Here is a 25,740-nt window from a genome sequence, read left to right as displayed (position 1 = left end):
GTCAATCCTCCTCGACCCGCGGCTTGTACGCCTCGGTCAACTGCTTCTGGATGTTGCCGGGCACCGCCTCGTAGTGGCTGAACTCGATCGCGTAGCGGCCACGGCCGCCACTGACCGCCTTCAGTTCGTTCGAATACTCGGTCACTTCCGCGAGCGGCACCTGGGCCTTGATGATGATTTCGCCGCCGCGCCCGGCATCGGTGCCATTGATGCGCGCGCGTTTGGTGGCGAGCCCGCCGGTGACGTCGCCCATGCAGTGGTCGGGCACCTCGACATCGAGATTGACGATCGGCTCAAGCACCATTGGCCGCGCCTTGCCGATGGCATCCAGAAATGCCTTCTTGCCGGCCGACACGAAGGCGACTTCCTTGGAGTCCACCGGATGGTGCTTGCCGTCGTAGACGATTACCCGCACGTCCTGCAGCACGTAGCCGGCAACGGCGCCATGATCGAGCACCTGGCGCACGCCCTTTTCGATCGCCGGCAGGAACTGGCCCGGAATCGAGCCGCCGACGGTTTCATCGACGAAATCGAAGCCCTCGCCGCGACCCATCGGCTCGATCCGCAGGAACACCTCGCCGAACTGACCGGCGCCGCCGGTCTGCTTCTTGTGGCGGTGATGGCCGTCCGCCCGGGCGCTGATGGTCTCGCGGTAGGCGATGCGCGGCGGTCGCGCCTTCACTTCGACCTGATAGCGCTCCTTCATGCGTTCCAGCATCACCCGCAGATGCAGTTCGCCGAGGCCGCGGATCACCGTCTCGTTCAATTCCTTGTGGTGCTCGATGCGGAAGCACGGATCTTCCTCGGCCAGCTTGTGCAGCGCGGTCGCCAGCTTCTGCTCCTGGCCCTTCGTCGCCGGCTCGATCGCGAGCCCGAACATCGGCTGCGGGAAATCGATCGGCTTCAGGCGGATCTGGTCCTCGTCATGCGAATCGTGCAGGACCGCATCGAAATGGATCTCGTCGACTTTCGCCACCGCGGCGATATCACCGGGAATGGCATCCTCGATCTCGACGTGTTCCTTGCCACGCAGCTTGAACAGATGCCCGACCTTGAACGGCTTCTTGCCGTCGTCGACGAACAATTGGGTATCGCGCCGGACGGTGCCTTGATAGACGCGGAACACGCTGAGTTTGCCGACAAAGGGATCGTTGATGATCTTGAAGACATCGGCAATCACATGTTGCTTCGGATCTGGCTCCGAGCGGAACGGTTCCGCCTCCGCTCCGCTGCCCTTCACGAACAGCGGCGGATTGGCTTCGCCCGGGTGCGGCATGAGCTTCTCGAACAGATCGAGCAACTCCCTCACGCCGGCGCCGCTGCGTGACGAAACGAAGCAGATCGGGATCAGATGTCCTTCGCGCAGGCATTGCTCGAAGGCGTCGTGCAATTCCTGCCCGGACAAGCCGGCCTCGCCGTCTTCGAGGTAATGACCCATCACGTTCTCGTTGATTTCGACGACCTGGTCGATGATGCGCTGGTGCGCGTCGGCGACGGTCGAGAAATCGGATTCGCCGCTCGGATTGAAGAAACAATCGACGACCTGGGAGCGGCCTTTCGCCGGCAAATTGATCGGCAGACACTCCGAACCAAAGGTCTCGCGCAATTGCTCGACCAGCAGTTCCAGATCGCTGTCGGCATGATCGATCTTGTGCACGATGATCAGCCGGCAAAGTCGCCGCGCCTTGGCGTAATCCATCAGACGGAGGGTGCTGTGCTCGATGCCGAGCGCGGCATTGACCACGACGGCACAGGTCTCGACCGCCCCGAGGATCGACAGTGTCGGGCCGCGGAAGTCCGGATAACCCGGCGTGTCGAACAGGTTGACGTGCATACCGCCGTGATCGATCGACGCGAGCGCGCTCTGGATCGAGTGCTGGCGTTCCTTCTCCATCGGATCGTAGTCGGACACGGTCGTGCCGCGTTCGACCGAACCTGCCGTCTGGAGGGTGCCGCCGGCATGCAGCAGGGCTTCGAACAAGGTGGTTTTGCCGGCGCCGGAATGACCGACGAGTGCGATGTTGCGGATGTGCTCGGTGCGGTATGCAGGCATTGCGCAGCCCTCCCAGGCGTAGAGGCCTGATGGCGGCGAGCGCTGACGTTCGGGGCCACCAAGCGGTGATCGAAAGCAGGATCAGGGCTTGATCGTCGTCCTCGGCCCAGCGATGGTCAAGCCCGGAATGCGAGAATCGCGGCAACGAATCGGAGTCGGTGATGCAGGTCAAATCGGTGCTGATGATCCATGGCGCCGGGGGTGGTGGCTGGGAATGGGCCGTGTGGTCGCGGGTGTTCACGGCCGCGGGTTGGCGCGTGTCGACACCGGACCTGATGCCGTCGCCAGGCGGCCTCGTGCACACCAGCCTCGATGACTACGAACGCCAGGTTCGCGACTGGATCCGCAGCGTCCAACCGAGCCTGATCATCGGCGCCAGCCTCGGCGGCTTGCTCGCCCTCTCCTGTGCGGCAGAGGTCGCGTCAGCCCGACTGGTGCTGGTCAATCCGATGCCCCCGGCCGACATCGCAGGGGTACCCGTGCTGCAGCAACACTGGTCGCCCGAGGTGGCTTGGCAGCGCAGCGCGTCGCTGATCTCGACCGCGACCGCACTGCCTGATGCCGATGCCTCGACCTGGCAGCTCGCCTGGCGGCGCTGGCGGAATGAATCCGGTGCGGTGCTGGCAGCCGCGTCGAGCCGTTGCGGCATCCCTCTGCCGACATCGCCGGCACTGATGCTGGTCAGCGGCATGGATGACGATGTGCCGGCGACGACGACGCGCGCACTCGCGGCGGCGCTGGGCGCGGACGTGTTCGAACTGCGCGGCGCCAGCCACGTCGGGCCGCTGCTGGGCCGCGATGCCGCCGCCGTGGCGACCCGCGTGCTGGCCTGGTCGCGACTGCGAAGCTGAATGTCCGATAGGGCGCTTCGCGCCTGACCGGTCCGATTCAGAACGAATTCAGTGCGCCGACCCCAGCATCGTGACCACGCAAGATGTCATCACAGGAGAAAGTCATGCGTGCGGTTCTGAAATCGGTTTCGTTGCTTACCCTGGCCCTTGCTTCGACAGGGGCCTTTGCCTATCAAGACGAGGCACCGGAATACGATGTCGCGCGGGTCGTCTCGGTCGATCCGATCATCGAATACATCGACGAGCCGGAATCACGGGATGTCTGCTGGAACGAACCGGTCGAACGCTACGAGCCGCGTTATCGCTACGAGCGACGCAGCCGCGATGACCGCGCCGGCGCGACCGTGCTCGGCGCCCTGATTGGCGGCGCGCTCGGCAACACGGTCGGCCATGGCGACGGCCGCAAGGCCGCGACGATTGCAGGCGCCGTCATCGGTGGCGCCATCGCGCATGATGCGTCGCATCGCGGCCGTTATCGCGATACCGGCGGCCGCTACGTGCAGGACTACGAGCAGCGCTGCGACACCCGCACCGAATATCGCCAGCAAGAGCGCGTGGTCGGCTACGACGTCGCCTACGACTACAACGGCCGCGTCTATCGCACCCGCACCGACCATCATCCCGGCGACACCATCCGCGTCGCGGTGCAAGTGTCCGCGATCCCCTGACGGCCACGCTCGGCAAGCGTTGAAGAAAAAGCCCGCAGCAACTTGCGGGCTTTTTCAATGGGCCAAAAAAAACCCCGCGGATCGCTCCGCGGGGTTTCGAGCAAGAACACTCGTCAGGTCAACGTGATCAGAAGTCGTAACGGACCGAGAAGCGAACCGAACGCGGCGTCTGGAAATTGACGTCGTTCAGGAACTCCGGGCTCAAGTCCGTCGTATTGGGCGTGAGATCGCCCACTTCGTTGTACTCGGTCACGGTATCGGCATCGAACAGGTTGAACACGTCCGCACGGAACGTCAGCTTCTGGTCCGCGAAGTTCGGCGAATAGGCCACCGTCGCATCCAGGGTACGCGTCCACGGCGTGCGGCCATAGGAGCCGCGCTGCGTCAGCACTCGGTTGCCGGCTTCGTCGCGGCAATAGAACGACGACGCGCCATACAGCGGGAAGTAGTCGTCGTCGATGCCAATCGACGGGTCATCCTGCGGGATATAGCCCTGGCAGTTGACCGGTCGACCCGACTGGACCAGCAGGTTGCCGCCCACCGACCATTCGTCGGTGAACCGGTACGAGCCGAACAGCTTGAGCGCGTGACGACGATCGTTCGGCAGGTCGCCGAATGCGCCGTCTTCGAACAAGGCATGGTCGAAGTCCTGCGTCAGGCCCGGATCACCCTGTTCCAGCGACGAGTTGACGTAGCCTTCGACATTGCCGTAGCTGTGCGAGATCGTCCACGAACCCTGCATCTGCCAGTTGTCGCCGCCAGCGCGCTCGAAGAAGAACTCGAGTGCGTTGTAGGAACGCTGATACTTCGGCAGGCCGAAGTACGACGCGTCGATGGTGACCACTTCGAGATTGCCGTCGCCGTGGAGATCGAGCGCCATGTCGGCGCTGCTGCCCGGATTGATCAGGAAGCAACGTGCCTGCGTGCCCGGATCGAAGGTGTCGCCGTAGCCATTGTCTTCGGCCCACGACAGCGCAGCCTGGTGACCGCAATAGTCATCCATGCCGTCCTTCACTTCACGACGGATGCCCTTGACGCCCAAGGTCCAGCTGTCGGCCAACGCGAACTGAGTACCGATGATGTACTCGTCCTGATACATCGGGCTCAAGCTCTTGTCCGCAACGGTCGCGGAATTGACCGGATTGGTGATGGTGTCATCCAGCGCGGTCTGGCCAAGTTGAGCACCCAGACCGACCGGCGCGCCGAACTGGTCATAGCCGGTCACGAGGTAAAACGCCTGGCCCGTGGCTTCGCCACCCGAGGCACGGATGTTCGTGTTCGTCGCCACCGGGATGTAATAGCGACCGGCGTTTCCGAAGACCTTGACGCTGCCGTCACCCGCCGCATCCCACGAGAAGCCGAGGCGCGGAGCAACCAGGTTGTCCGATTCGACAAAGGTCTCGCCGATGCCGTTCAGGTTTTCGAAGGTTTCCGCACGCAGACCGCCGTAGACGAGCAGGCTGTCCGTGGCCTGCCACGAATCTTCCAGGTACAGGGCTTCGTTGATCACGTCATACGAGGCGCTGGCGGTATCGCGGGTGCGCATGCGCACGTAACGGGTGCCCGCGGCGAGATTCACGACCGTGCCGTTGAAGTTGAGGTTGCCACCCGGCGCAGTGAAGTAACGGTAGTAGGCGCCGCCCGAATACGAGCTGTTGCCGCCATGACCCGAGGTGAACTTCTCGCGATCGATACCGAAGCGGATCTGATGGTCACCCAGCAGCCATTCGCCGTCGACACGGAACGCCTTGCGGGTGTCCTCGTCCGGACCGAAGTTCGGATCGCGCGGCCCGCCGGCGCCGAAGTTCGGTTCGTCCCAGCAACCGACGTATTCCAGACCGCCGTCGAACGAATCGTAGGCCGTCGCGCAATCGATGATCGACTGATCCGGATTGGTCAGGTAGTTGTTGATGTTGATCAGGTAGCCGCCGGTCACCGACAGGGTGAAGTTGTCCGTCAGATAACCCGTGTAACGGCCGGTATAGACTTCGCCGCCGGATTCGTACTTGCGTTCCGTGAACAGATCGTCATGGAACGTGGTGTAGAACTCGGAATCGCTGGTGTACGAGCGCTGGGTGTAATCGTCACGGTTGTAGATCCCCGTGAATTCCACCATGTGATTGTCCGAGATGTTCCAGTCCAGCTTGACCATGCCGTTCGGCTGGTCGTAGTTCGTCGATTCGCTGGTCTGGCTGCCGTAGTTGTCGATGGTGTCGTCTGCGGCCTGCAACATGCCGAAGAAGAACAGGCGATCCTGGATGAGCGGGCCGCCGCCGTAGAGATTGACCTTCAGGTCATCACTTTCGTTGGACGAACGGTAGACATACAGCGGGTCATCGGAACCCGCACGATCCGGATCGCGGGAAAGAACGTCCTTGCCGGCTTCACGCAGACTGCTCGGCGACCAGTAAGCGCTGGCACCGAAATTCCACTCGTTCGAACCACGCTTGGTCACGATCGAGATCACGCCACCGAGCGAACGGCCGTATTCCGCGCCGTAGCCGCCGGTCTTCACGCCCTGCTCCTGGATCGCCTCGAAAGGCAGGGTCGCATAGGACAGGAAGGTGCGGATGTTGGTGACGTCGAAACCGTTGATGTAGTAACCGTTTTCAGCGACCGACGAACCCCCGAACGAAGCCAGGTTGCCGAAGCCGGTGTCGCCCTTGACGGTACCCGGCGCCAGCAGCGCCACGTTGGTGACGTCGCGGCCGACCGGAATCTTCTGCAGCTGTTCAGCGGTGAACACGGTCGCCGATTCGACCGAGCTCAAGTCGATCGGGTTGATCGATTCGCCGGTCACGACCATGCCTTCGAGCTCGGTCGCACCCATTTCAACCTGCGTACCGACGCCGGCGTTGACCGAGACTTCGCGCGTCTGGCTGCCACTGGTGACCTTGTAGCGACCGGTCGGCAGCTGCGTGAACGAGAATCGACCTTCGCTGTTCGGCGACACCGAGCGCTTCGCGCCCGTGGCCAGATTTTCGATGGTGACAGTCGAGCCACTTTCGGCGTGACCGTTGATGGTACCGACCGAGCTTTGCGCCATGACCGCACTACTGGTCGCGATCGCGATCGCGAAGGCCAGCGCGGAGCGCTTGAATTGATTGCGTTGGATCACTTGGACACCTCCAAAATAGGGTTAACCTTCGGCGCCGCGCCTGATTCGCCACGACACCGTACCGCTGCTTTTGCAACGTGCGGTCGACGTTAACATGGTCGTTAAAAATCTGTAAATATGGCCTCGTGCAATGCGGCGTCGCAGCAAAACAACGCTTTGTAGCGCAAACACAACAGTCCGGATCGATGCCAACGCACGATTTTGGCAGCCAATGCGCGCCCGCTTTTCGCCCGCCGCAGGCCGTTCGATATCGATAACATCCGGAAATTCTTGGCTTTCCAGAGTGCGACGCCGTGTCGATGCCCAATCCTGCGCCCCATTCGGTTCCCTGGGCCGTGCTGAAGTTCGGCGGCACGAGCGTCGCGACTGCGGCGCGCTGGCGGACGATCGCCGATCTGGCGCGCGAACGGGTGGCCGACGGATTCCGCACCGTCGTGGTGGTCTCGGCGGTGTCCGGGCTGACCAACCGGTTGCAGGCCCTCATCGACCGTGACCTGTCGCTGTCCGAGCTCGCCGCCGAGACCGACTCGATCCGCGACCAGCACCTGCACCTGATCGCCGAACTCGCGATCGCCCCCCCCACCGCGACCCTGGCCTGGCTGGACAGACTGGCCGCCCTCGCGCAGCAGGCGCCCACCCGCCGCGGCGAATTCCGCTGGCAGGCCGAATTGCTGTCGATGGGTGAACTGATCTCCAGTTCGCTCGGCGCCGCGTTCCTCTCCTCGACCGGGCTTCGCTGCGGCTGGCTGGACGCGCGCCAGTGGCTGAAGGTCGAGCAACGCCCGAACCAGAGCGACTGGGCCCGTTGGCTGTCGGTGTCTTGCATCATCAAGGGCGATCCCGACCGGGTGCGCGAACTGGCCGGCCAGGCGGATTGTTTCGTCGCGCCTGGCTTCATGGGCAGCGATGCCGACGGTGCCACCTGCATTCTTGGCCGCGGCGGTTCGGATACCTCGGCCGCTTATCTGGGCGCGTTGCTCGGCGCCGCCCGCGTGGAGATCTGGACCGATGTCGCCGGCATGTTTTCGGCCGACCCGCGCCAGGTCCCGAAGGCGCGGCTGCTCTCGTGCATCGATTACGCCGAAGCGCAGGAAATCGCGACCACCGGCGGCAAGGTCCTGCATCCGCGCTGCATCGGCCCGGTCCGCGAGTCGCGCGTGCCGATGTGGATCAAGGACACGCAACATCCCGAATTCGACGGCACCGTGATCAGCGACGAGGTGCCGCGCGACGTCCTGTCGGTGAAGGCGATCAGCTCGCGCCGCGGCATCATGCTGGTGTCGATGGAATCCGTCGGCATGTGGCAGCAGGTCGGATTTCTCGCGGATGTGTTCGCGCAGTTCAAGAAGCACGGCCTGTCGGTGGACATGATCGGCTCGTCCGAGACCAATGTGACGATCTCGCTGGACCCGACCGAGAATCTGGTCAATTCGAACGTGCTGGAGGCGCTGTGCGCCGACCTCGCGACGATCTGCCGGGTCAAGGTGATCGGACCGTGCACGGCGATCTCGCTGGTGGGGCGCGGCATCCGCTCGCTGCTCGGGAAACTCGGCCCGGTCTGGAACGTGTTCGGGGCGATGCCGATCCATCTGATCTCGCAAAGTTCGAATGACTTGAACCTGACCTTCGTGGTCGATGAAGCGCGCGCCGATGGACTGGTGCCACGAATCCATGAGGCCCTGGTCAAGGGCGGCGCCCTGCGTGCCGACGACGGCCGCGTGTTCGGCCCGAGCTGGACGTCCTTGTATCGAACGACCGCAACGATGACCCTGGACTGGTGGCATTCGCAGCGCGACGTCCTGCTCGCGCTCGCTGCCGAGCGCACGCCGCGCTACGTCTATCACCGCGACACGATCCGAGCCCGCGCCACGCAATTGCGAGGCATCACGGCGGTCGACCGCTGGTTCTACGCCACCAAGGCGAATGCACACCCTGCGGTGTTGCGCACGATTGTCGACGCCGGCTTCGCTCTGGAATGCGTATCGCCGGGCGAGATCGAACATGCGCAGGCGACCTGTCCGGACGCACGTCTGCTCTTCACGCCGAACATGGCGCACCGGAATGATTACCTGCGCGTCGCCGAGAGCGATGCCCTGCTGACCATCGAACGGCTCGACAGCTTCGCCGAACTCGGCGAGTCCCTGGCGGGACGCGAGATCTCGCTGCGCATCGATCTCGGCAGCGGCCATGGCCATCACGACAAGGTCCGCACCGGCGGTGCGAAATCGAAATTCGGCATCGGCGTCGATCAGCTCGGCGAAGCCGCGCGCATGGCACAACAGCATGGCCTGCGCATCGGCGTGCTGCATGCGCATCTCGGTTCCGGCATCCTGGACGCCGCGCATTTCGGTCGCGTCTATCAGGAGTTGCTGGCGCTGGCCGAGCAGGTGCCGAGCGTGCGTGCACTCAACATCGGCGGCGGCTTCGGCATCGCCGCCCATCCCGACGACAGCATGCTCGATCTGGCGCGGGTCGGCGAACTGCTGGCAACGATCAAGCAGGCGCATCCGCAATACGAACTGTGGATGGAACCTGGACGTTATCTCGTGGCCGAAGCCGGCGTGCTGTTGGCGCGGGTCAATGCGATCAAGCAGAAATACGGCCGCCACTTCATCGGGCTGGATGCCGGAATGCACAATCTGCTGCGTCCGGCGCTTTACGACGCGCATCATCCGATCCTGAATCTGACCCGGATCGACGCGCCCGAAACGATGCGCGCCGATATCGTCGGCCCGATCTGCGAGAGCGGCGATATCCTCGGTGGCGAACGCGCACTGCCGCAGACCGAGGTCGGCGACATCTTTCTGATCGCCCAGGCCGGCGCCTATGGCGCGGTCATGGCCTCGAACTACAACCGGCGCGCCGCGGCGGATGAGGTGATGCTGTGAACTTTGTCGAATCGCCGCGCGCTGCGCAGGCCTTTCATTTCGTCCGTGCGCACTATGACGCCGCGACGGCGAGTGCATCGCTGGTCTATCGCTTCGACGATGGCCCGGACTTGATCGAATCCATCCGGTTCGCCGACGACACGTTGCCGATCACGCCCGGCCGTGAAGCCGCGTTCGCTCGGAGGCACTGCGTCTGCTGCACCTGATCGCCGGCATCAGCTACTACAAGGCCGCGGTGCCGGAGCGCATCGTCGTTGCGGGCGAGGCGCTGGACCCTGATCTCGCCGCATTGATGGACTCGATCTATCTGCATGGCCTCGGCGAATTCGCGCACCGCAACGGGCTCGACCTGCGCGGGCGCATCCGCTTTCCGCATGACGATCATGTACCGACCGCAGCGGCGCACATCGGGCTGCCGCGGCGTACGCTGGTACCCATCGGCGGCGGCAAGGATTCGCTGGTCACCGTCGAATTGCTGCGCGCCGCGCACGAACCGATGACCGCGACCTGGGTCGGACGCTCGCCGCTGATCGCAGCCTGCGTCGAACGCAGTGGCCTGCCGCGCCTCAATATCGACCGCCAGATCTCGCCGCTGCTGTTCGAGATGAATCGCAACGGCGCCTGGAATGGCCATATCCCGGTGACCGCGATCAATTCCGCGATTCTGGTCTGCGCGGCGATCCTGCATGGTTTCGATGCGATCGCGTTCTCGAACGAGCGCTCGGCATCGAGCGCCAACTTCGTGCACGACGGTTTCGCGGTAAACCACCAGTGGAGCAAGGGCATCGACTTCGAGCGCGCGTTCCGTGCGCACGTGCAGACGCGTGTGGCCGCCGACCTCGACTACTTCTCGGCGCTGCGACCGCTGTCGGAACTGGCGGTGACGCGGCTGTTTGCACCTCTGTCGCAGTATCACGAGGTATTTTCGAGCTGCAATCGCAACTTCCGCATCCTCGGCGACAGGCCGGCGGAGCGCTGGTGCGGACAATGCCCGAAATGCCATTTCGTGTTCCTGGCGCTGTCGCCCTTTCTGCCGAAAACGCGACTCGTTGCGATCTTCGGTCGCAACCTGCTCGACGACCTCGCGCTCGCCGCCGACTTCGATGCCCTGCTCGAAGTGGGCGCGCACAAGCCCTTCGAATGCGTCGGCGAAGGCCGCGAGTCGCGCGCGGCCCTGGCGGCGCTCGCCACGCGTGCGGAGTGGCGCGAGGATGCACTGGTCGCGCGCTTTCGCGAGCAGATCCTGCCGATGCTGGATCCGCACGAACTCGATCTTGCGCCCCTGATGAGCGCCGATGGCCCGCATTTCCTGCCGCAGCGGCTGCAGCGGATCTTCGATGCGCTGGGCTGAACTCGCCGGTCGACGCGTCGCCGTACTCGGGTTCGGCGCCGAAGGACGCGCCGCGTGCCGTGCTTTCCGCAGTCACCTGCCAGAACAGGCCTTGCACCTGTTCTGCAGCGGCCACGAAGCGCCCGATGCACGGGCCTTGAACGATGCACGACTGACGATCGACGCCACGCCCGCGACGGTCGACGCGTTGACCGCCTTCGATGTCGTGATCAAGTCACCAGGCGTGTCGCCGTACCAGCCTCCGGTGGCCGAGGCCATCGCGTCCGGCGTGCGTTTCACTTCGGGCAGCGCGATCTGGTTCGCCGAGCATCCCATTGCCAACACGGTCGCGGTGACCGGCACCAAGGGCAAGAGCACGACGACCGCACTGATCGCCCATCTGCTGCGCGCCGGCGGACATCGCACCGCACTCGCCGGCAACATTGGACTGCCCCTGCTCGATCTGCCTGAGGACGACACCGTCGCCGCGCATGTGATCGAGCTGTCCAGCTTCCAGACCCAGGACTTCGCCGCCAACCCGCGCGTCGCGCTGATCACCAACCTGATCGAGGAGCATCTCGACTGGCATCGTTCGGGCGCACGCTACGTCGCCGACAAGCTGCGCATCCTCGGTGACCGCGGCAGGACGATTGCCGTGCTCAATGCGGAAGATGCGACGCTGGCGGCACTCGATACTCGCGGCGACGTGCGCTGGTTCGGCGCGACCGCAGGCTGGCATCTCGATCAAGGCCAACTCTGCGCCGGCTCGGAACGCGTATTGGCCATCGCCGACCTGCCCCTGCCCGGCCGCCACAACGCGCTCAATCTGTGTGGCGCGCTTGCCGCGATCGAGGCCGCCGGCTTCGACGCGCGATCCCTTGCGGCCCATGCCCGCAGCTTCACGCCGTTGCCGCATCGACTGCAGACACTGGGTACGCGCGACGGCGTCACCTGCGTGAACGACAGCATCGCGACGACGCCGCAGGCCGCGCTGGCCGCGCTCGCGCATTTCGCGGGTTCGGAGGTCGCCATCCTGCTCGGCGGCCATGAACGCGGGCTCGACTGGGCGCCGTTCGCGCGCGCGGTCGCCGCTCACCCGCCACGCGCGATCGTGACCATGGGCGCGAACGGTGCGCGCATCGCCGACACACTTGCCGCACACGGACTCGCCGCGATCGTGCAGCGCGCGACGCGCCTCGACGAGGCCTGTGCAATGGCGCGTGCCGCGCTCGGGCCCCGCGGCGTACTGCTGCTGTCGCCCGGCGCACCGAGCTTCGGCCAGTTTCGCGACTACGCCGAACGCGGCCGCCACTTCGCGGAACTCGCCGGCTACGATCCGTGCACGATCACGGACATACACGGACTCGGCATCGCATGAAGGCCCGCGGCGACCTGATCTGGGACCTGCCGACCCGCCTGTTCCATTGGTCGCTGCTGCTGCTCGTCGTTGCGCAATACGCGAGCGGCAAGTTCGGCTGGTTCGACCTGCAATGGCATTTCTATGCCGGCTACGCGACGCTGACCTTGCTGCTGTTTCGCATCGCCTGGGGCTTCGTCGGCAGCGACAGCGCACGCTTCGTGCGTTTCGTTCGCGGACCGCGAGCAGTCGTCGCCTACCTGCGTGGCGCGCGCAATGCAGGCGCCACGCACAATCCCGCAGGCGGCTGGTCGGTCGTGCTGATGCTGCTCCTGCTGCTCGCGATGAGCTTGACCGGACTCGCGACCAGCGACGACATCGATGCCATCGGGCCGTTGGCGGCACGACTGGACGACCTCAGCATCCGCTTCGCGTCGCATTGGCACCGTCGCCTCGGCGATGTGCTGCCCTGGCTGATCCTGCTGCATGTGCTGGCCGTGCTGTGGCAGGAGCGGCGCGGCAAGCGCCTGATCGGCCCGATGTTGCACGGGCGAGGCGAGATCACGACCAATGCGCCGCGCATCGTGTCCAATGTACGCGCCGCGGTCTGGCTCTTGCTCAGTGCCAGCGCGGTCTACGCGGTGCTGCGCTGGGCCAGTAGCTGACTACTCGGCGCGATACTTCTCGTGGCAGGCGCCACAGGCCTGGCGCACGTCGCCGAATGCGGCCTTGATCCTGTCCTGATCACCACCAGCAGCCGCGAGACGCAGTGCGTTCGAGGTCCGTTGAAAGGCCTTGAGCTTGGCCGCGAAGTCTTCCGGCTGCTGCCAGATCGCCGGCAACGCATCGGTGACCGCGCCCTTGTCCGAACCGGCCGCGAAAGCCTCGTCCAGCTGCACGGCGGCGAAGGCGACGGCGATCGAGCGACGCTTGAATTCCGAGTTGTCCCAGGGCTTGTTGCCCTTCACCATCGCGCCCATCGGCAGGAAGTTCCAGACGATCGTCTTGAACAGCGACTGGCGATAAGCGATGACCTGTTCCGGCTTCGGCCCCGGCGCCTCGGCGGAAGCGGTCGCGGCGATCATCGAGAGGGCGAACAGCAGCGAAAACGATAAGCGCATGATGCGGCGTCCGAGGATGCAAAGGTGGCGGAGCATAACCGTTCGACCGTGAATGCGGCAGCGACGTTCGTCAGGACGAGGCCTGCTAGATTCCCAGCCCCAACCCGGAGAGCTGCCATGCGCCACACCCTGTATGCCGCCTGCCTGTTCGCAGGCTCGACCATCGTCGCGCACGCCGAAATCCAGACCCGCACGTTGTCCTACGAGGTCGACGGCACCCCGATCGAAAGCGTTCTGGTGTATGACGATGCCGGCCCGGCCCAGCGACCGGCCCTGGTGATGGTGCCGAACTGGATGGGCGTGAACGCCAGTCAGGTCGAGAAGGCCAAGGCCATCGCCGGCAAGGACTACGTCATCCTGGTCGCCGATGTGTACGGCACCGCCACGCGTCCAGCCGATGCCGACGAAGCCGGCAAGGCGGCCGGTGCGATGTATGCCGACCGAGCGGCGTTGCGCGCACGCGTGAACGCGGCGTTGGACCAGTTGGCGAACGCGAAGGACGCACCGGTCGACCGCGCGAAACTCGGCGCGATCGGATTCTGTTTTGGCGGCGCGAGCGCACTCGAACTCGTGCGCAGCGGCGCCGACATTGCCGGCGTGGTCAGCTTCCACGGCAACCTGGCGACCGATCTGCCGGCGAAACCCGGCGAGGTGAAAGCCAAGGTGCTGGCCTTGAACGGCGCCGACGACAGTTACGTCCCGGCCGACCAGATCAACGCCTTCACCAAGGAAATGCAGGCCGCCGGCATCGACTGGCAGTTCGTGAACCTCGGCGGCGCGGTGCACTGCTTCGCCGAGCCGGATGCGAATTCAGGTCCCGGCTGCCTGTACAACGAACGTGCCGCGAAGCGCGCCTTTCGCATGATGCACGACTTCTTCGACGAGGCCTTCGAAACCCGCCAGAACTGAGTCGAACCGGCGCCCGGAGCGGCACTACGTGTTCGTACGTAGTGCCCTCTGGAAGCCGCACCACGACTGACTTTCGACTGCACCGGGAAACCCGGTCGCACCCCGCTAGGTAGTCGCACGGATAGTGACCGTGCACACGCATTCCTAACCTGATCGCACTTGCTGCAGCGATGCCCGGCCCGCCGGTTCCTCGCAACAGCGTCGACCAGCCGAGGAGTGTGCCATGCAAGTCCATCGAACCCTGTTGTCCACCCTGTTGTCGAGTCTGCTGGCGATGCCCGGCCTAGCCGTTGCATCGAGTGCCCCATTGATCGTCCCGACCGCGTCGACACCGTCGCTCGGTCAGGTCGACTGGTCCGCGATCCGCGCCGAGCAGGATGCCTTTCGCGCCGCTTCCCGGAATCGTCCGAATGCGAAAGTCGCGAGCAACGAAGCCGAGATTCGTGTCGCCGCGACCGGCTGGTGTCGCGTCAGTCACGAAGACCTGCTCGCCGCCGGCATCGACTTCTCCGGCGCCGAATCAAGCCAGCTGGCGCTCAGCCTCGGCGCCGACAAGATTCCCCTGATCATTCGCGGCGGCAGTGCGTTCGGTCCCGGCTCGGCGATCGAATTCTACGGTCGTGCCGTCGACGACAGCCTGTACACCGATACCGCGACGTATCGTCTGAAGATCGACCGCCGCAGCGCCACGCGATTCGCGAACGTTGGCGTGGCCGCGGCATTGAACAGCGCTTACAGCGTCGACGTCAGCACCAAGGTCGCGCAGGACCGTGAATACAACTACAGCGCGCAGAGCGAAGATCCGTGGGCGTCGGCACGACTGGTCCGCAGCGGGGCCACGTCGACCCGGTCGATCGATACCTTCGAAGCGATGCCGGCTGGGGACATCGGTGTCGCCACGCTGACCGTCAGCCTCACCGGCGGCCTCGATTATTCCGGCAGCGGCGACGACCACAGCGCGCGCTTCCTGCTCAACGGCGTCGAAATCGGACGCGCCCGCTTCGACGGCGTCCTTGCGCAGGACTTCCAGACGAAGATTCCCACGCAATCGATGACGAGCGGCCGCAACACCCTGTCCGTGGAACTGGCGAACGACACCGGGTTCGCATCCGACGTGGTCTATGTCGAAGGCTTCCGCGTCGACTACCAGCGACGACTGACGCTCGGCGAAGAGCCGATCCACTTCACCGTCAACACGAGCTCGCGCGCACAGAGCTACGTCGTCAACGGCGCCAATGGCGACATCGTCGTGCTCCGCGACCGCAAGGGCGTGATCGACCTGGTCGAAGGCAGCGCCGATGCCGATGGCGCCTACCGCTTCGCGTTCTCGTCCAGGGCCGGAGACGAAGTCACGATCCTGCGCCGAAGCCGGACCAGCCCGACCGAAATCGCACCCGCGGCGGCGGCATTCGACCCGATGGTCGGCGGCGAAGCGCAATTGCTGATCGTCAGCCATCCGAGTTTCATCGAGGACCTGGCGCCGCTGGTCGACGCGCGTCGCAGCCAGGGCATCAGCACCCGGGTCGTCAACGTCGAAGACCTCTACCGCTACTACAACGCCGGTCGCGCCGAACCGGTGGCGATTCAGGCCGCAGTCGCCTACGCCAAAAAGCGCCTCAAGACGCGCTACCTGCTGCTCGTCGGTGGCGACAGCTTCGACTACAAGAATCACCTCGGACTCGGCTCGATGAGCTTCGTGCCGACCCATTACGTGACGACCAATCCGCTGGTGCGATTCGCGCCGTCCGACGCGATGTACGGCGACGTCGACCTGGATGGCGGTCTGGACATCGCCGTGGGTCGCCTGCCGGCGCGCAATCACGCCGAGCTGAATGCGATGATCGCGAAGACGCTCGATTACGCGGCCACGCCGTTCGCCGGAAAAGCCTTGCTCGTGTCGGATCGTGCCGACGCCGGCTATTCGTTCCGGAACGCCTCGTTGACGATGCAGCAGCAGCTCGGCACCGCATGGGCAGCCAGCCGTCTCGATCTCGACGACTACGCGACCAACAACATCGCCACCGCCCGCACCGACCTCGTGACGGCCTTGCGCTCGGGGCAGGCACTGGTGAGCTTCTATGGTCACGGCTTCCCGACCGCCTGGGGCAGCAGCGCGCTGTTGTCGAGCCGCGATGTCGCCAATCTGGCTGATGCCCCGCCGACCGTGCTCGTGCAATTCGGTTGCTGGGGAACCTACTTCGTCGATCCGCGCTACAACGCGCTGTCGAGCGCACTGCTGGCCTCGCCCGGCGGCGTGGCCGCGATGATCGGTCAGAGCGGACTCAGCTTCACCTACAGCGACGTTGAACTGGCCCGCCGCCTGCTTCCCAAGCTGTCGCAGATGCGCATCGGCGACGCGCTGGTCGCGACCAGCAACGAGCTCGCCGCAGCGGGCGCGGGTTTTCTGGACGTGACCGTGGGCACGCAACTGATGGGCGACCCGACCTTGCAGCTGCGCGCACGTTGATCACCGACCGGGACCGCCGTGCACATGCGCGCGATCATTGAGCCGAGGTCCGGGAACAAGATCCCGGACCTCGGCCGTTCTGAAGAAAACCGGGAACCATCGTTGTATCGTCTGGGCAGGGTCTTCCGCGTCGAGGATGTCATGGACGAACGCAATGGCACCATCCGTCTGCTGCTGGTGGATGACGATCTCGAAGATGTGATGATTGTTCGGGACATGCTGGCGAATCATCCGGACGGCATGCGCATGCGGATCGACGCGGTCTCGGACGAAGCCTCCGCGAACGCGGCGCTCGATTCGCACGCTCACGACGTCGTCCTGCTCGACTACCAGCTGGCCGGGAGTGATGGACTGGACTTGATGGTCGGCCGTGCCCAGGACCCGTCGAGACCGCCCTTCATCGTGCTGACCGGACATGGCAATGCCGAGATCGATGAACGCTGCCTGGCCGCCGGTGCCGCCGATTACCTGACCAAGAACACCCTGACGGCCGACGGCCTGGTACGCAGCATTCGCTATTCGGTGGAGCGCCATCGACTGGCCAAACTCGCGGCCAGACGCGAGGACGAATATCGGCAACTGTTCGAACTCAGCCCGATGCCGATGTGGGTCTACCGGACCGAGTCACTCGCCATCATCGACGTGAACGATGCCGCGCTGCGCCAGTACGGCTATTCCCACGAGGAATTCCTGCGCCTGTCGCTGACCGATCTTCGCCACGACGGCGAACGCGCACGCTTCCTGGCATTCCACGAACAGCACATCGATCAAGTCGAGCCGCACTTCCACGCCGGCATCTGGAACCACCGCCGCAAGGACGGCAGCGAACTGCTGGTCGACATCGTCCGCCGCGACATCGAGGTCGACGGCGAAGCCCATCGGCTGGTCGTCGCCGTGGACGTCACGACGCGACTGAAAGCGGAAGCCGCGATCCGCGAGAGCTACGACACCGCCAACAGCCTGCTGCTGAACCTGGCCGAATCCCTGTTTGTGCTCGACGGGAACGATCGCATCCAGTTCACCAATCCCTCGGCCGCCGCCCTGCTCGATACCGGCGGCGATGCGCTGGTCGGCACGCTGCCGCCCGAGGTCCTGCGTCGCGCCAACCATGAGCCGGTGGAATACACGAATCCCGCCGGCGAGCTTCACTTGCTCGACGTGCACGAGCGCGACATCGTCTGGCACGGCGCACCGGGGCGGGTGATCACCGCGCTCGACATCACCGAGCGTCGCGCCAGCCAGCAACAGATGAATCTGCTTCGGCGCGCCATGGAAGCATCGACCGACGGCGTCGTGCTGGTCGATGCCCGTGCCCACGATCAGCCGCTCGTCTACGTGAATTCGGCATTCGAACGCATCACCGGCTATCGCGCGGACGAAGTGCTCGGCCGCAACTGCCGGTTGCTGCAGGGCGATCAGCGCGACCAGCCGGAGCTGGACGTCCTTCGCCACGCCCTCCAGGAAGGCAGTCGCTGTGAAGTCGTGATCCGCAACCAGCGCAAGGACGGCCGTCTCTTCTTCAATCGCCTCAATGTCTCGCCAGTCGTCGACGACCAGTCGCGGATCACCCACTTCATCGGCATCCAGACCGACATCACCGAACAGCGCCGCAGCGACGACATGCGGCGCTACCTGGAGACCCACGATGCGCTCACCGGGCTGATGCACTACGCCGGCGCGCAGGATCGTTTCGAGCTGAAGCTGGCTGCGGCGAAAGCGGCCGGCCATCGCCTGCTGGTGCTGTTCATCGACATCGATGCCTTCCACACCATCAATGACGCGATGGAATTCGCCGCTGGCGATGCCGCGCTCAAGGCGTTCTCCGTGCGCCTGCGTGGCCTGCTCGGTGCGGACGCGCTGATCACCCGATATGCCGGCGACAAGTTCGTGGTCGGACTGGAGAGCGCCCGGGATGACGTGCCGAGCGTTGAAGTCGCCCTGGACATCTGCAGGCAACTCGCCCTTCCGCTGCTGCTCGAAGGCGTCGGCGAACTTCACCTCACCGCTTCGGCGGGAATCAGCGCCAGCACCGAGGACACCCAGCAGGCTGCGGAACTCACCCGGCAGGCCGAGTTCGCGATGCATCATGCCAAGCAGCGCGGCCGCAATACCGCCACCGCCTTCGACCACGATCTGCAGGAAAATCTGGAAGACCGCGTTCGCCTGGGTTGGCTGATGCGCGAAGCGTTTGCACGCGGCGAGTTCCTGCTGCACTACCAGCCGCAGGTGAATGCGCATGATGGCCAGATCGTCGGCGTCGAGGCTCTGGCGCGCTGGAACAGCAAGGAGCTTGGCCTGCTGATGCCGAAGCGGTTCATCCACATCGCCGAAGCCAACGGCATGATTCTGCCGCTCGGCCAGGCCTTGCTGCGCAGCGCGTGCGAACAGTTGCGGCGCTGGACCAACGAGGGATTTTCAGGACTGGTCGTCAGCGTCAACGTCTCGCCGGTGCAATTGCTGCGCCATGGATTCATCGACGAAGTGCTGGCGATCGTGCGCGAGACCGGCATCGAGGCCGAGGGACTCGAACTGGAACTGACCGAGTCCGTGCTGATGGACAACATCGACGAGGCGGTGGCGCAGATGAAGGCACTGCGCGCCCATGGCGTTCGGTTCGCGCTGGACGACTTCGGCGTCGGCCATTCCAGCCTCAGTTATCTGCAACGACTGCCGATCGACAAGTTGAAGATCGACCAGAGCTTCGTGAAGAACGTCGTGGTCGACGGCACCGATGCCACGTTGGTCAGGACGATGATTTCGGTGGCGCACAATCTCGGGCTGCGCGTGACCGCGGAGGGCGTCGAGACCGATGCCCAGCGCAATTACCTGCGTCGCGCCAAGTGCGATCTGCTGCAGGGACATTTTCTCTCCGAGCCCGTCGCCGCAGATGCGATCAGCGCGCTGCTTCGCGATGCCCAAGTCAACCTTCCGCCACAAGGCCCGCCCGAGGAGCAGCGCACGCTACTGATCCTCGACGACGAGGAAAATGTCCGCCGGTCGCTGATTCGTCTGCTGCGTCGTGATGGTTACCGGATTCTGGAGGCGGGCAACGCGCAGGAAGCGCTGGAACTCCTGGCCGTCAACGAGGTGCAGGTGATCTTGTCCGACCAGCGCATGCCGGGCATGAGCGGTACCGAATTCCTGAGCCGGGTGAAATCGCTGTACCCGCAGACGGTCCGGCTCGTGCTCAGCGGTTTCGCGGACATCGGCGCGGTGACCGCGGCGATCAATCGCGGCGAGGTCTACAAGTATTTGACCAAGCCCTGGGAAGACGATGAACTTCGCGGGCATATCCAGGCCGCATTCCATCGCGTACAGGGTTCGAGTTTCGACGGTTAGGCCGCCCTCCCGATCGCCGTTCTTCCGAACGCGCCTGGACATCGCCTGATGGGAATGAATCCGGATCGTCCGCAGCACGTCAGTCGAAGCGGGAGCGCCACGCCGTTCGATCGCTGGCGGCTGGCGTCCGCGGTGATTGGTGCGCTGCTGCTACCGGTATTCGCGCTGGCGCTCTTCCGAGCCATCGGTTCCGCCTCGGCATCGATGCCGGCCGTAGGCGCCTTGCTTGCAGCATCAACCATGCTCTCGCTCGGATTTCCACGGCCCGCATGGGCAGGTTTCGTGCGGATCACGCTGGCCGTGGCGCTGCTGCAATGGCTGGTGATTGCCGCGGTCGCAGGGGCCATACCTGTCGCGTCGACGGCCGGCATCGCGACACTGGCGGCTTGCACGATCATCGCGGCACTGGCCCTTGGACCCGAACTCGGCGCGAAGCCGAACGCGTTCGCGATTCTGGCTGTTGCGGCAGCGGCCGGAACCTCGCTGCTGGTCGGCATCGGCTGGTGGAGCGGAACCGCTGTCATCGTTCAGGCGGCGACGGCCTTTGTGCCCATGCAGTTCAACACCGCGCTGACGATGTTCTGCCTCGCCGTTTCGTTCTGGTTGTCGCTGCATCGGCATCGAAGATCCGGGATGATCTTGCTGATTCCGGTGTTCGTCTTCACATTGGCGACGCTGCTGGAAGAATTCGCGGGCGCGACACTGGATGTCGGTCGCTGGCTGATGCCGCATCCAATCGTGGCCGAGCACGTGCAGCCCGGCCGAATGGCACCGAACACCGCCATCGGCGCGCTGCTGATCGCGTTCGGCATCGTCGTGTTGCCGCTCGACCGCAAGCAGCATCTGTCACGAGCGGCCATGACCTGGCTGTGCGGCTTCGCCGCGAGCGTCATCGCGTCCTTTGTGCTGACCGGCTATTTGCTGGAACTGCCGATGATGCGGTCATGGGGAAGCACCACCCCGATGGCACTGCTGACGGCCGTGAGTTTGCTCTTGCTGGGTCTGGCGCTCGCGACCCTGCGACTGGAGAGCGCCCCGCGAGCACGCGGCTCGATGCCGTGGACCCCGGTGCTGATGGGGCTTGCCGGCGCGATGCTGGTGCTCACCGTCTGGCTGTCCGCGCACAAGAGCACCGAGCTGGATGCCAGGCAGGAACTGGCACGGCTGCTCGATATCGCGGTCGAAACGTCCGCAGAACGTGCCGTCGAGCGCGCGAACACGATCCGGCGCGCAGCGCGACGAGCGGCGAATGCAAGTTCGGCCGAGGAGCGACTGCGCATCTTCCAGAATGACGCCCGTGGCTACCTGGATGACTTTCCAACGCTGCGATCCATGGCCTTGGTCGGCCCGGACGGGCGCGTCGTCGACGTGCAGTCGCGCTCGCCGGAACTCGGCGAGTGTCTGAGTCGCCTGGCCGAGGGCATCGCGAAGGGTGCAGCCGCAGCGATCGTGGCCTGTGGCAACGACGGCATGCTGCTTTCCTCAAGCCTCGCCGGCGACGGCACGCATCGGCATGGTGTCGCCGGTTTGTTCGAGTTGACGCCGATTCTCAACCAGCAGATCGCTATCCTGGATCGAGCGATCCCGGTGCGAATCGAGCTGGGCGATCAGACGTTGCTGTCGCGCGGCCTCGCGGATGGCCAACCGATCACGCGCCCGATCTTGCTCGATCACTCGTTGACGGCCCAGATCGAAGCCCACGTCCATGGCAGCGCTGGTGACTCTCAGGGCATCCTGAGCGCCTTCCTGCTGATCGGCACCGTGGCATGCGCATTACTTGCCGTGAGCATTCGGCTAGCCGCACTGGCGCGCGAGCGCGCCGAAACGGCCGAACGTCGACAGTCCGAACTCGAGGATCAATCCGAGGCGATGCTGCGCCTTCAAACCAACCTGCTTCGCGCCCAGGAGATCGCCGGACTCGGCCATTGGGCCTACGAACCCGCGCGTGATCGACTGGAGTGGTCGGATGCCCTGAACCACGTGTTCGACCTGACCGCGGTACAGCTGCCGACATCGATCGGCGACATTGCGGCGCTGATTCATCCCGATGATCGAGAACGCTGGCAGTCGGCGCACGAGGCTGCACTCGCGGGCGAGCGCGATCTCGAACTCGATTTCCGCCACACCGGGCAGGACGGCAGGATCCGCCACCTGCACGAACGCGCGCGCCTGCTGCGGCGTCCCGACGGCAGCGCCTGGCTGCTTGCGGCCACCGTCCAGGATATTTCCGATCGCGAACGCATGACCCAGGCCATGGTGCAGAGCGAGGAGCGCTTCCGCCTGATCGCGCGCGCGACCGCCGACGCGCTGTGGGACTGGGACATCGACGCCCGCTCGGTCTGGTACAGCGACGGCATGGACAAGCTGTTCGGCATTCCCGGCGGTTACCACGGCAGCGACATCACCAGCTGGTCGGAGCGGGTGCATCCAGGCGACCGTCAACGCGTCGTCGCCAGCATCGACGCGGCCGTGACCGGCGTCATCGATGCATGGGAAAGCGAATACCGCTATCTCGGCCGCGACGGCCGCTGCCTGCATGTCCATGATCGCGGCTTTGTCCTGCGCGATGCCTCGGGTCGGGCGGTCCGCATGGTCGGCGGCATGTCCGACGTGACCGCGCAGCGCGAGATGCAACAGCGACAGGAACGCATCAACCGCGCATTGCGCCTGCTGTCGGCCTGCAGCGATGCCGTGTTTGCCGCCGACGACGAATCCTGGCTGCTGAACGAGGTATGCCGGCGGGCGCTGGCCGATGGCCGCTACGAACTGGCCTGGATCGGCTTCGCGCTGGACGACCTGTCGCAGACGATCCGCCCGATGGCCGTGCAGGGTCGCGCCCAGGCGCTGGTACTCGACGCGACGGCCGAGTTCCAGTGGTCCGGCGCCGATCATGGCGCGCTGGGTGCGCCGGGGCGTGCCATCCATGGCGCCGTTCCGGTCGTCGTCCGGGACCTGGCGCAGGGCGGTGACGACTGGTCGACCCGCGCCCTGGCCAGCGGCCTGTATTCGGCCATCTGTCTGCCGCTGCAGAATCGCGAGCGCGTGTTTGGCGTGCTCGTCTTGTACGGCAGCGAGCCGATCGTGTCGGCACCGCCGGAACTCTCGATCCTGCAGGATCTCGCCGACAACCTGTCGCGCGGCATTGCCGCACTGCGCCTGAATCAGGAACAGGATCGCCTGCATCAGGCCATCGCACAGGTCGCAGCGTCGGCCTACGAGGCACATGACGATGCGTTCTTCGGCAACCTGCTCGACAAACTCGTGCATGCGCTGGAGGCGCGTGGCGCGCTGCTGTTCCGCTATCTCGATGCGCGCGACGAGAGCGTGTCGCTGATCGCCGGAACGTGCGACGGCGTGTCGTTGCCTGCCGCCACCTACGTCCAGAGCACGCTGCCGTTCTACGATTTGCGCGGACAGCCGCAGTTCGCCTGCATCTGGCCCGAACACGACACGCGATCATCCAGCGTGTTTTCGGGCGGCGTCGGATTGATGCTCTACGGCTTGCGCCTCGATGACAGCGACGGTCGTCCGGTCGGCGCCCTGTGCCTCTTGCATGACCATCTGCGCGCCAACCGCTTCATGTGGACGACGATGCGCGTCTTCGCCGCACGCACGGCGGCGGAGATGAAACGCGTCGAGCACGAAAAGTTCATCCGCGAACAGTCGATGCTGCTCGATCAGGCGATCGAAGCCATCTTCGTCTGCGACCTGCAGGGTCGGGTGCGCTACTGGAACGAGGGCGCGACACGACTGTTCGGCCGATCCAGCCGCGACATGATCGGAAAGCCGCTCGCGGAGATCGCCGAAATCGGCACCGGGCAAGTCGACCAGGTCCTGCTCGAACTCCAGGCGAAAACGGATCTGCGCGAGGAAATCCGGCTGCACGCCGCAGACGGAGACATCGTGAATATCGAGGCCCACTGGAGCCTGGCGCGGACCGGACCCGAGAGCGAGCCCGCCCTACTGTGCATCGCCATCGACGTGTCCGAGCGACAACGCATGCTGGACCGACTCCAGGACCACGAGTCCCGGCTCAGCGCGATTTTCGATACTGCCGCGGAGGGCATCATCACCATCGACGACCGGGGCCGCATCGAATCGATGAACCCGCATGCCCTGGCGATCTTCGGCTACGGTCTCGACGAACTGGTCGGCCAGAACGTCGCTCAGCTGATGCCGGAACCGCTGGCCAGCGAACACGACATGTTCATCGCACGCTACCTCGAGACCGGCAAGATGGCGCTGCCCAGCACCGGTCGCGAATTGATCGGTCGCCGACGCGACGGCAGCCTGTTTCCGGTCGAATTGTCGGTGCGCGACGTCAAGCTGGCCTCCGGCCGCCTGTTCACGGGATTCATCCGCGACATCACCGCTCGTCGCCAGGCAGAAGCGGCGATGCAGGCCCTGCTGCAGGATCTGGATGCGCAAAACCAGGGCTTGCAGGAGTTCGTCTACGTCGCCTCGCACGATCTGCAGGAGCCGCTGCGCAAGATCCGGGTGTTCACGGATCGCGTCCTGCAATCCCAGGGCGATCAGTTGAACGACCAGAGCCGGGACTTCCTCGGCCGCGCGATTGCTGCGGCGCAGCGCATGCAGACCCTGATCAATGACCTGCTCTCGTATTCCCAAGTCACCTCGAAGGCCGCGGTGTTTGCGACGGTCGACCTCGCGGGCGTGATCGCCGCCGTGACCGACGACCTGGCGTTGCGGCTCGACAGCAGCAGCGGCAAGGTGGTGGTCGGACCATTGCCCACGATCGAGGGCGATCCGACCCAGTTGCGGCAGCTATTCCAGAACTTGATCGGCAATTCGCTGAAATACCGTGCGCCGAATCGTGCTCCGGTGGTCCGCATCGATGCCTCGGAAACCCGCCTCCTGGGACAGCCGGCCTGGTGCATCCGCGTCGAAGACAACGGCATCGGCTTCGACATGCGCCACGCGAACAAGATCTTCGCACCCTTCCAGCGCCTCCACGCCCGAGACGAATTCGAGGGCTCCGGCATCGGCCTGGCGATAGTGAAACGAATTGTGAACCGCCACGGCGGTTTGGTGTTCGCCGAGGGGCAACCGGGTGTAGGTTCAGTGTTCAAAATCACTTTGCCGTCCAATCCACGTGCCAGACCGGGGGGTCCACAGGCGCGCCAGCGATCCATCGCGATGGAGCACAACGATGAACCTACTTCCGAAGACGCGACTCCCGATCCTGATCGCCGAAGATGATCCGGACGACCGGGCCCTCATCGACGAAGCGTTCTCTGCCGCAGCGGTGATGAACCCCCGCTATTTCGTCAAGGATGGCGAAGACGTGATGCAGTATCTGAAGCGCGAGGGCGAGTTTGCCAGCGTTGGCCGCCATCCGTTTCCGGCGCTGCTGATGCTCGACCTGAACATGCCCCGCAAGAACGGCCGGGAAGCGCTCCGCGAGATCCGGGCCGACCCCGCGTTTCGTCAACTGCCGGTGGTCGTCATCAGCACCAGCCGTCACCCGGACGATGTCGAGCACGTGTACCGCGAGGGGGCCAATGCCTTCATCTGCAAGCCGACCAGTCACGCCGATTTCGTCGAATTGGTCCGCATCCTGAACCTGCACTGGTTCGATATCGCGGAACTGCCCGAGGTCTAGCCTCGCCGCCGGCGAT

General features: G+C 64.8%; 13 protein-coding genes and 1 pseudogene. 11 read left to right on the top strand and 3 right to left on the bottom strand.

Annotated elements, in window-relative coordinates; all coding sequences use genetic code 11:
- Position 1: 1 nt before the first annotated feature.
- Positions 2-2,053, bottom strand: coding sequence for an elongation factor G (locus IPP28_06445; protein ID MBL0040680.1), 2,052 nt, complete (start codon positions 2,051-2,053; stop codon positions 2-4).
- A gap of 161 nt (positions 2,054-2,214) precedes the next feature.
- On the opposite strand from IPP28_06445, the gene IPP28_06440 reads away from it, so the two are divergent.
- Entirely contained in the window at positions 2,215-2,904 is a 690-nt protein-coding gene (locus IPP28_06440; protein ID MBL0040679.1) for an alpha/beta hydrolase, read from the top strand.
- A 104-nt stretch (positions 2,905-3,008) separates the two neighbouring features.
- Entirely contained in the window at positions 3,009-3,572 is a 564-nt protein-coding gene (locus IPP28_06435) for a glycine zipper 2TM domain-containing protein (protein ID MBL0040678.1), read from the top strand.
- 127 nt (positions 3,573-3,699) lie between these two features.
- Here IPP28_06435 and IPP28_06430 read toward each other — a convergent pair whose 3' ends face one another.
- Positions 3,700-6,690, bottom strand: coding sequence for a TonB-dependent receptor (locus IPP28_06430; GenBank protein ID MBL0040677.1), 2,991 nt, complete (start codon positions 6,688-6,690; stop codon positions 3,700-3,702).
- Positions 6,691-6,989: 299 nt separating this feature from the next.
- On the opposite strand from IPP28_06430, the gene IPP28_06425 reads away from it, so the two are divergent.
- From IPP28_06425 to IPP28_06410, 4 genes and pseudogenes are all read left to right on the top strand, one after another.
- Complete coding sequence (locus IPP28_06425; protein MBL0040676.1) at positions 6,990-9,578, top strand: bifunctional aspartate kinase/diaminopimelate decarboxylase; 2,589 nt, start codon at positions 6,990-6,992, stop codon at positions 9,576-9,578.
- Positions 9,575-10,929 (top strand): annotated as a pseudogene (locus IPP28_06420) (endonuclease domain-containing protein). The gene IPP28_06425 and the pseudogene IPP28_06420 overlap by 4 nt, the downstream one beginning before the upstream one ends.
- Positions 10,916-12,286, top strand: a complete 1,371-nt coding sequence (locus tag IPP28_06415) for a UDP-N-acetylmuramoyl-L-alanine--D-glutamate ligase (protein MBL0040675.1) — start codon at positions 10,916-10,918, stop codon at positions 12,284-12,286. Before IPP28_06420 ends, IPP28_06415 begins: the two are co-directional and overlap by 14 nt.
- On the top strand, positions 12,283-12,930 hold the full coding sequence (locus IPP28_06410; protein ID MBL0040674.1) for a cytochrome b/b6 domain-containing protein: 648 nt from the start codon (positions 12,283-12,285) through the stop codon (positions 12,928-12,930). Before IPP28_06415 ends, IPP28_06410 begins: the two co-directional genes overlap by 4 nt.
- Here IPP28_06410 and IPP28_06405 read toward each other — a convergent pair whose 3' ends face one another.
- Entirely contained in the window at positions 12,931-13,386 is a 456-nt protein-coding gene (locus IPP28_06405; GenBank protein MBL0040673.1) for a cytochrome c, read from the bottom strand.
- A gap of 117 nt (positions 13,387-13,503) precedes the next feature.
- Here IPP28_06405 and IPP28_06400 point away from each other — a divergent pair, with 117 nt between their 5' ends.
- The 5 genes from IPP28_06400 to IPP28_06380 all read left to right on the top strand — a co-directional run bounded on the left by IPP28_06400 (position 13,504) and on the right by IPP28_06380 (position 25,724).
- Positions 13,504-14,295, top strand: a complete 792-nt coding sequence (locus IPP28_06400; protein MBL0040672.1) for a dienelactone hydrolase family protein — start codon at positions 13,504-13,506, stop codon at positions 14,293-14,295.
- Between the two features lie 223 nt (positions 14,296-14,518).
- A complete protein-coding gene (locus tag IPP28_06395) occupies positions 14,519-16,762 on the top strand; it encodes a hypothetical protein (GenBank protein ID MBL0040671.1) in 2,244 nt (747 codons plus the stop codon).
- A 141-nt stretch (positions 16,763-16,903) separates the two neighbouring features.
- Complete coding sequence (locus IPP28_06390; protein ID MBL0040670.1) at positions 16,904-20,101, top strand: EAL domain-containing protein; 3,198 nt, start codon at positions 16,904-16,906, stop codon at positions 20,099-20,101.
- A gap of 48 nt (positions 20,102-20,149) precedes the next feature.
- Complete coding sequence (locus IPP28_06385) at positions 20,150-25,321, top strand: PAS domain S-box protein (GenBank protein MBL0040669.1); 5,172 nt, start codon at positions 20,150-20,152, stop codon at positions 25,319-25,321.
- Positions 25,308-25,724: a response regulator gene (locus tag IPP28_06380; GenBank protein MBL0040668.1), complete on the top strand. Its 417-nt coding sequence runs from the start codon at positions 25,308-25,310 to the stop codon at positions 25,722-25,724. Before IPP28_06385 ends, IPP28_06380 begins: the two co-directional genes overlap by 14 nt.
- Positions 25,725-25,740 lie beyond the last annotated feature (16 nt).

Source organism: Lysobacterales bacterium, from assembly GCA_016721845.1.
GTDB lineage: Bacteria > Pseudomonadota > Gammaproteobacteria > Xanthomonadales > Ahniellaceae > JADKHK01.
Note: the sequence above shows the minus strand (reverse complement) of the source record. Positions and strands in the feature narration are given on the sequence as shown.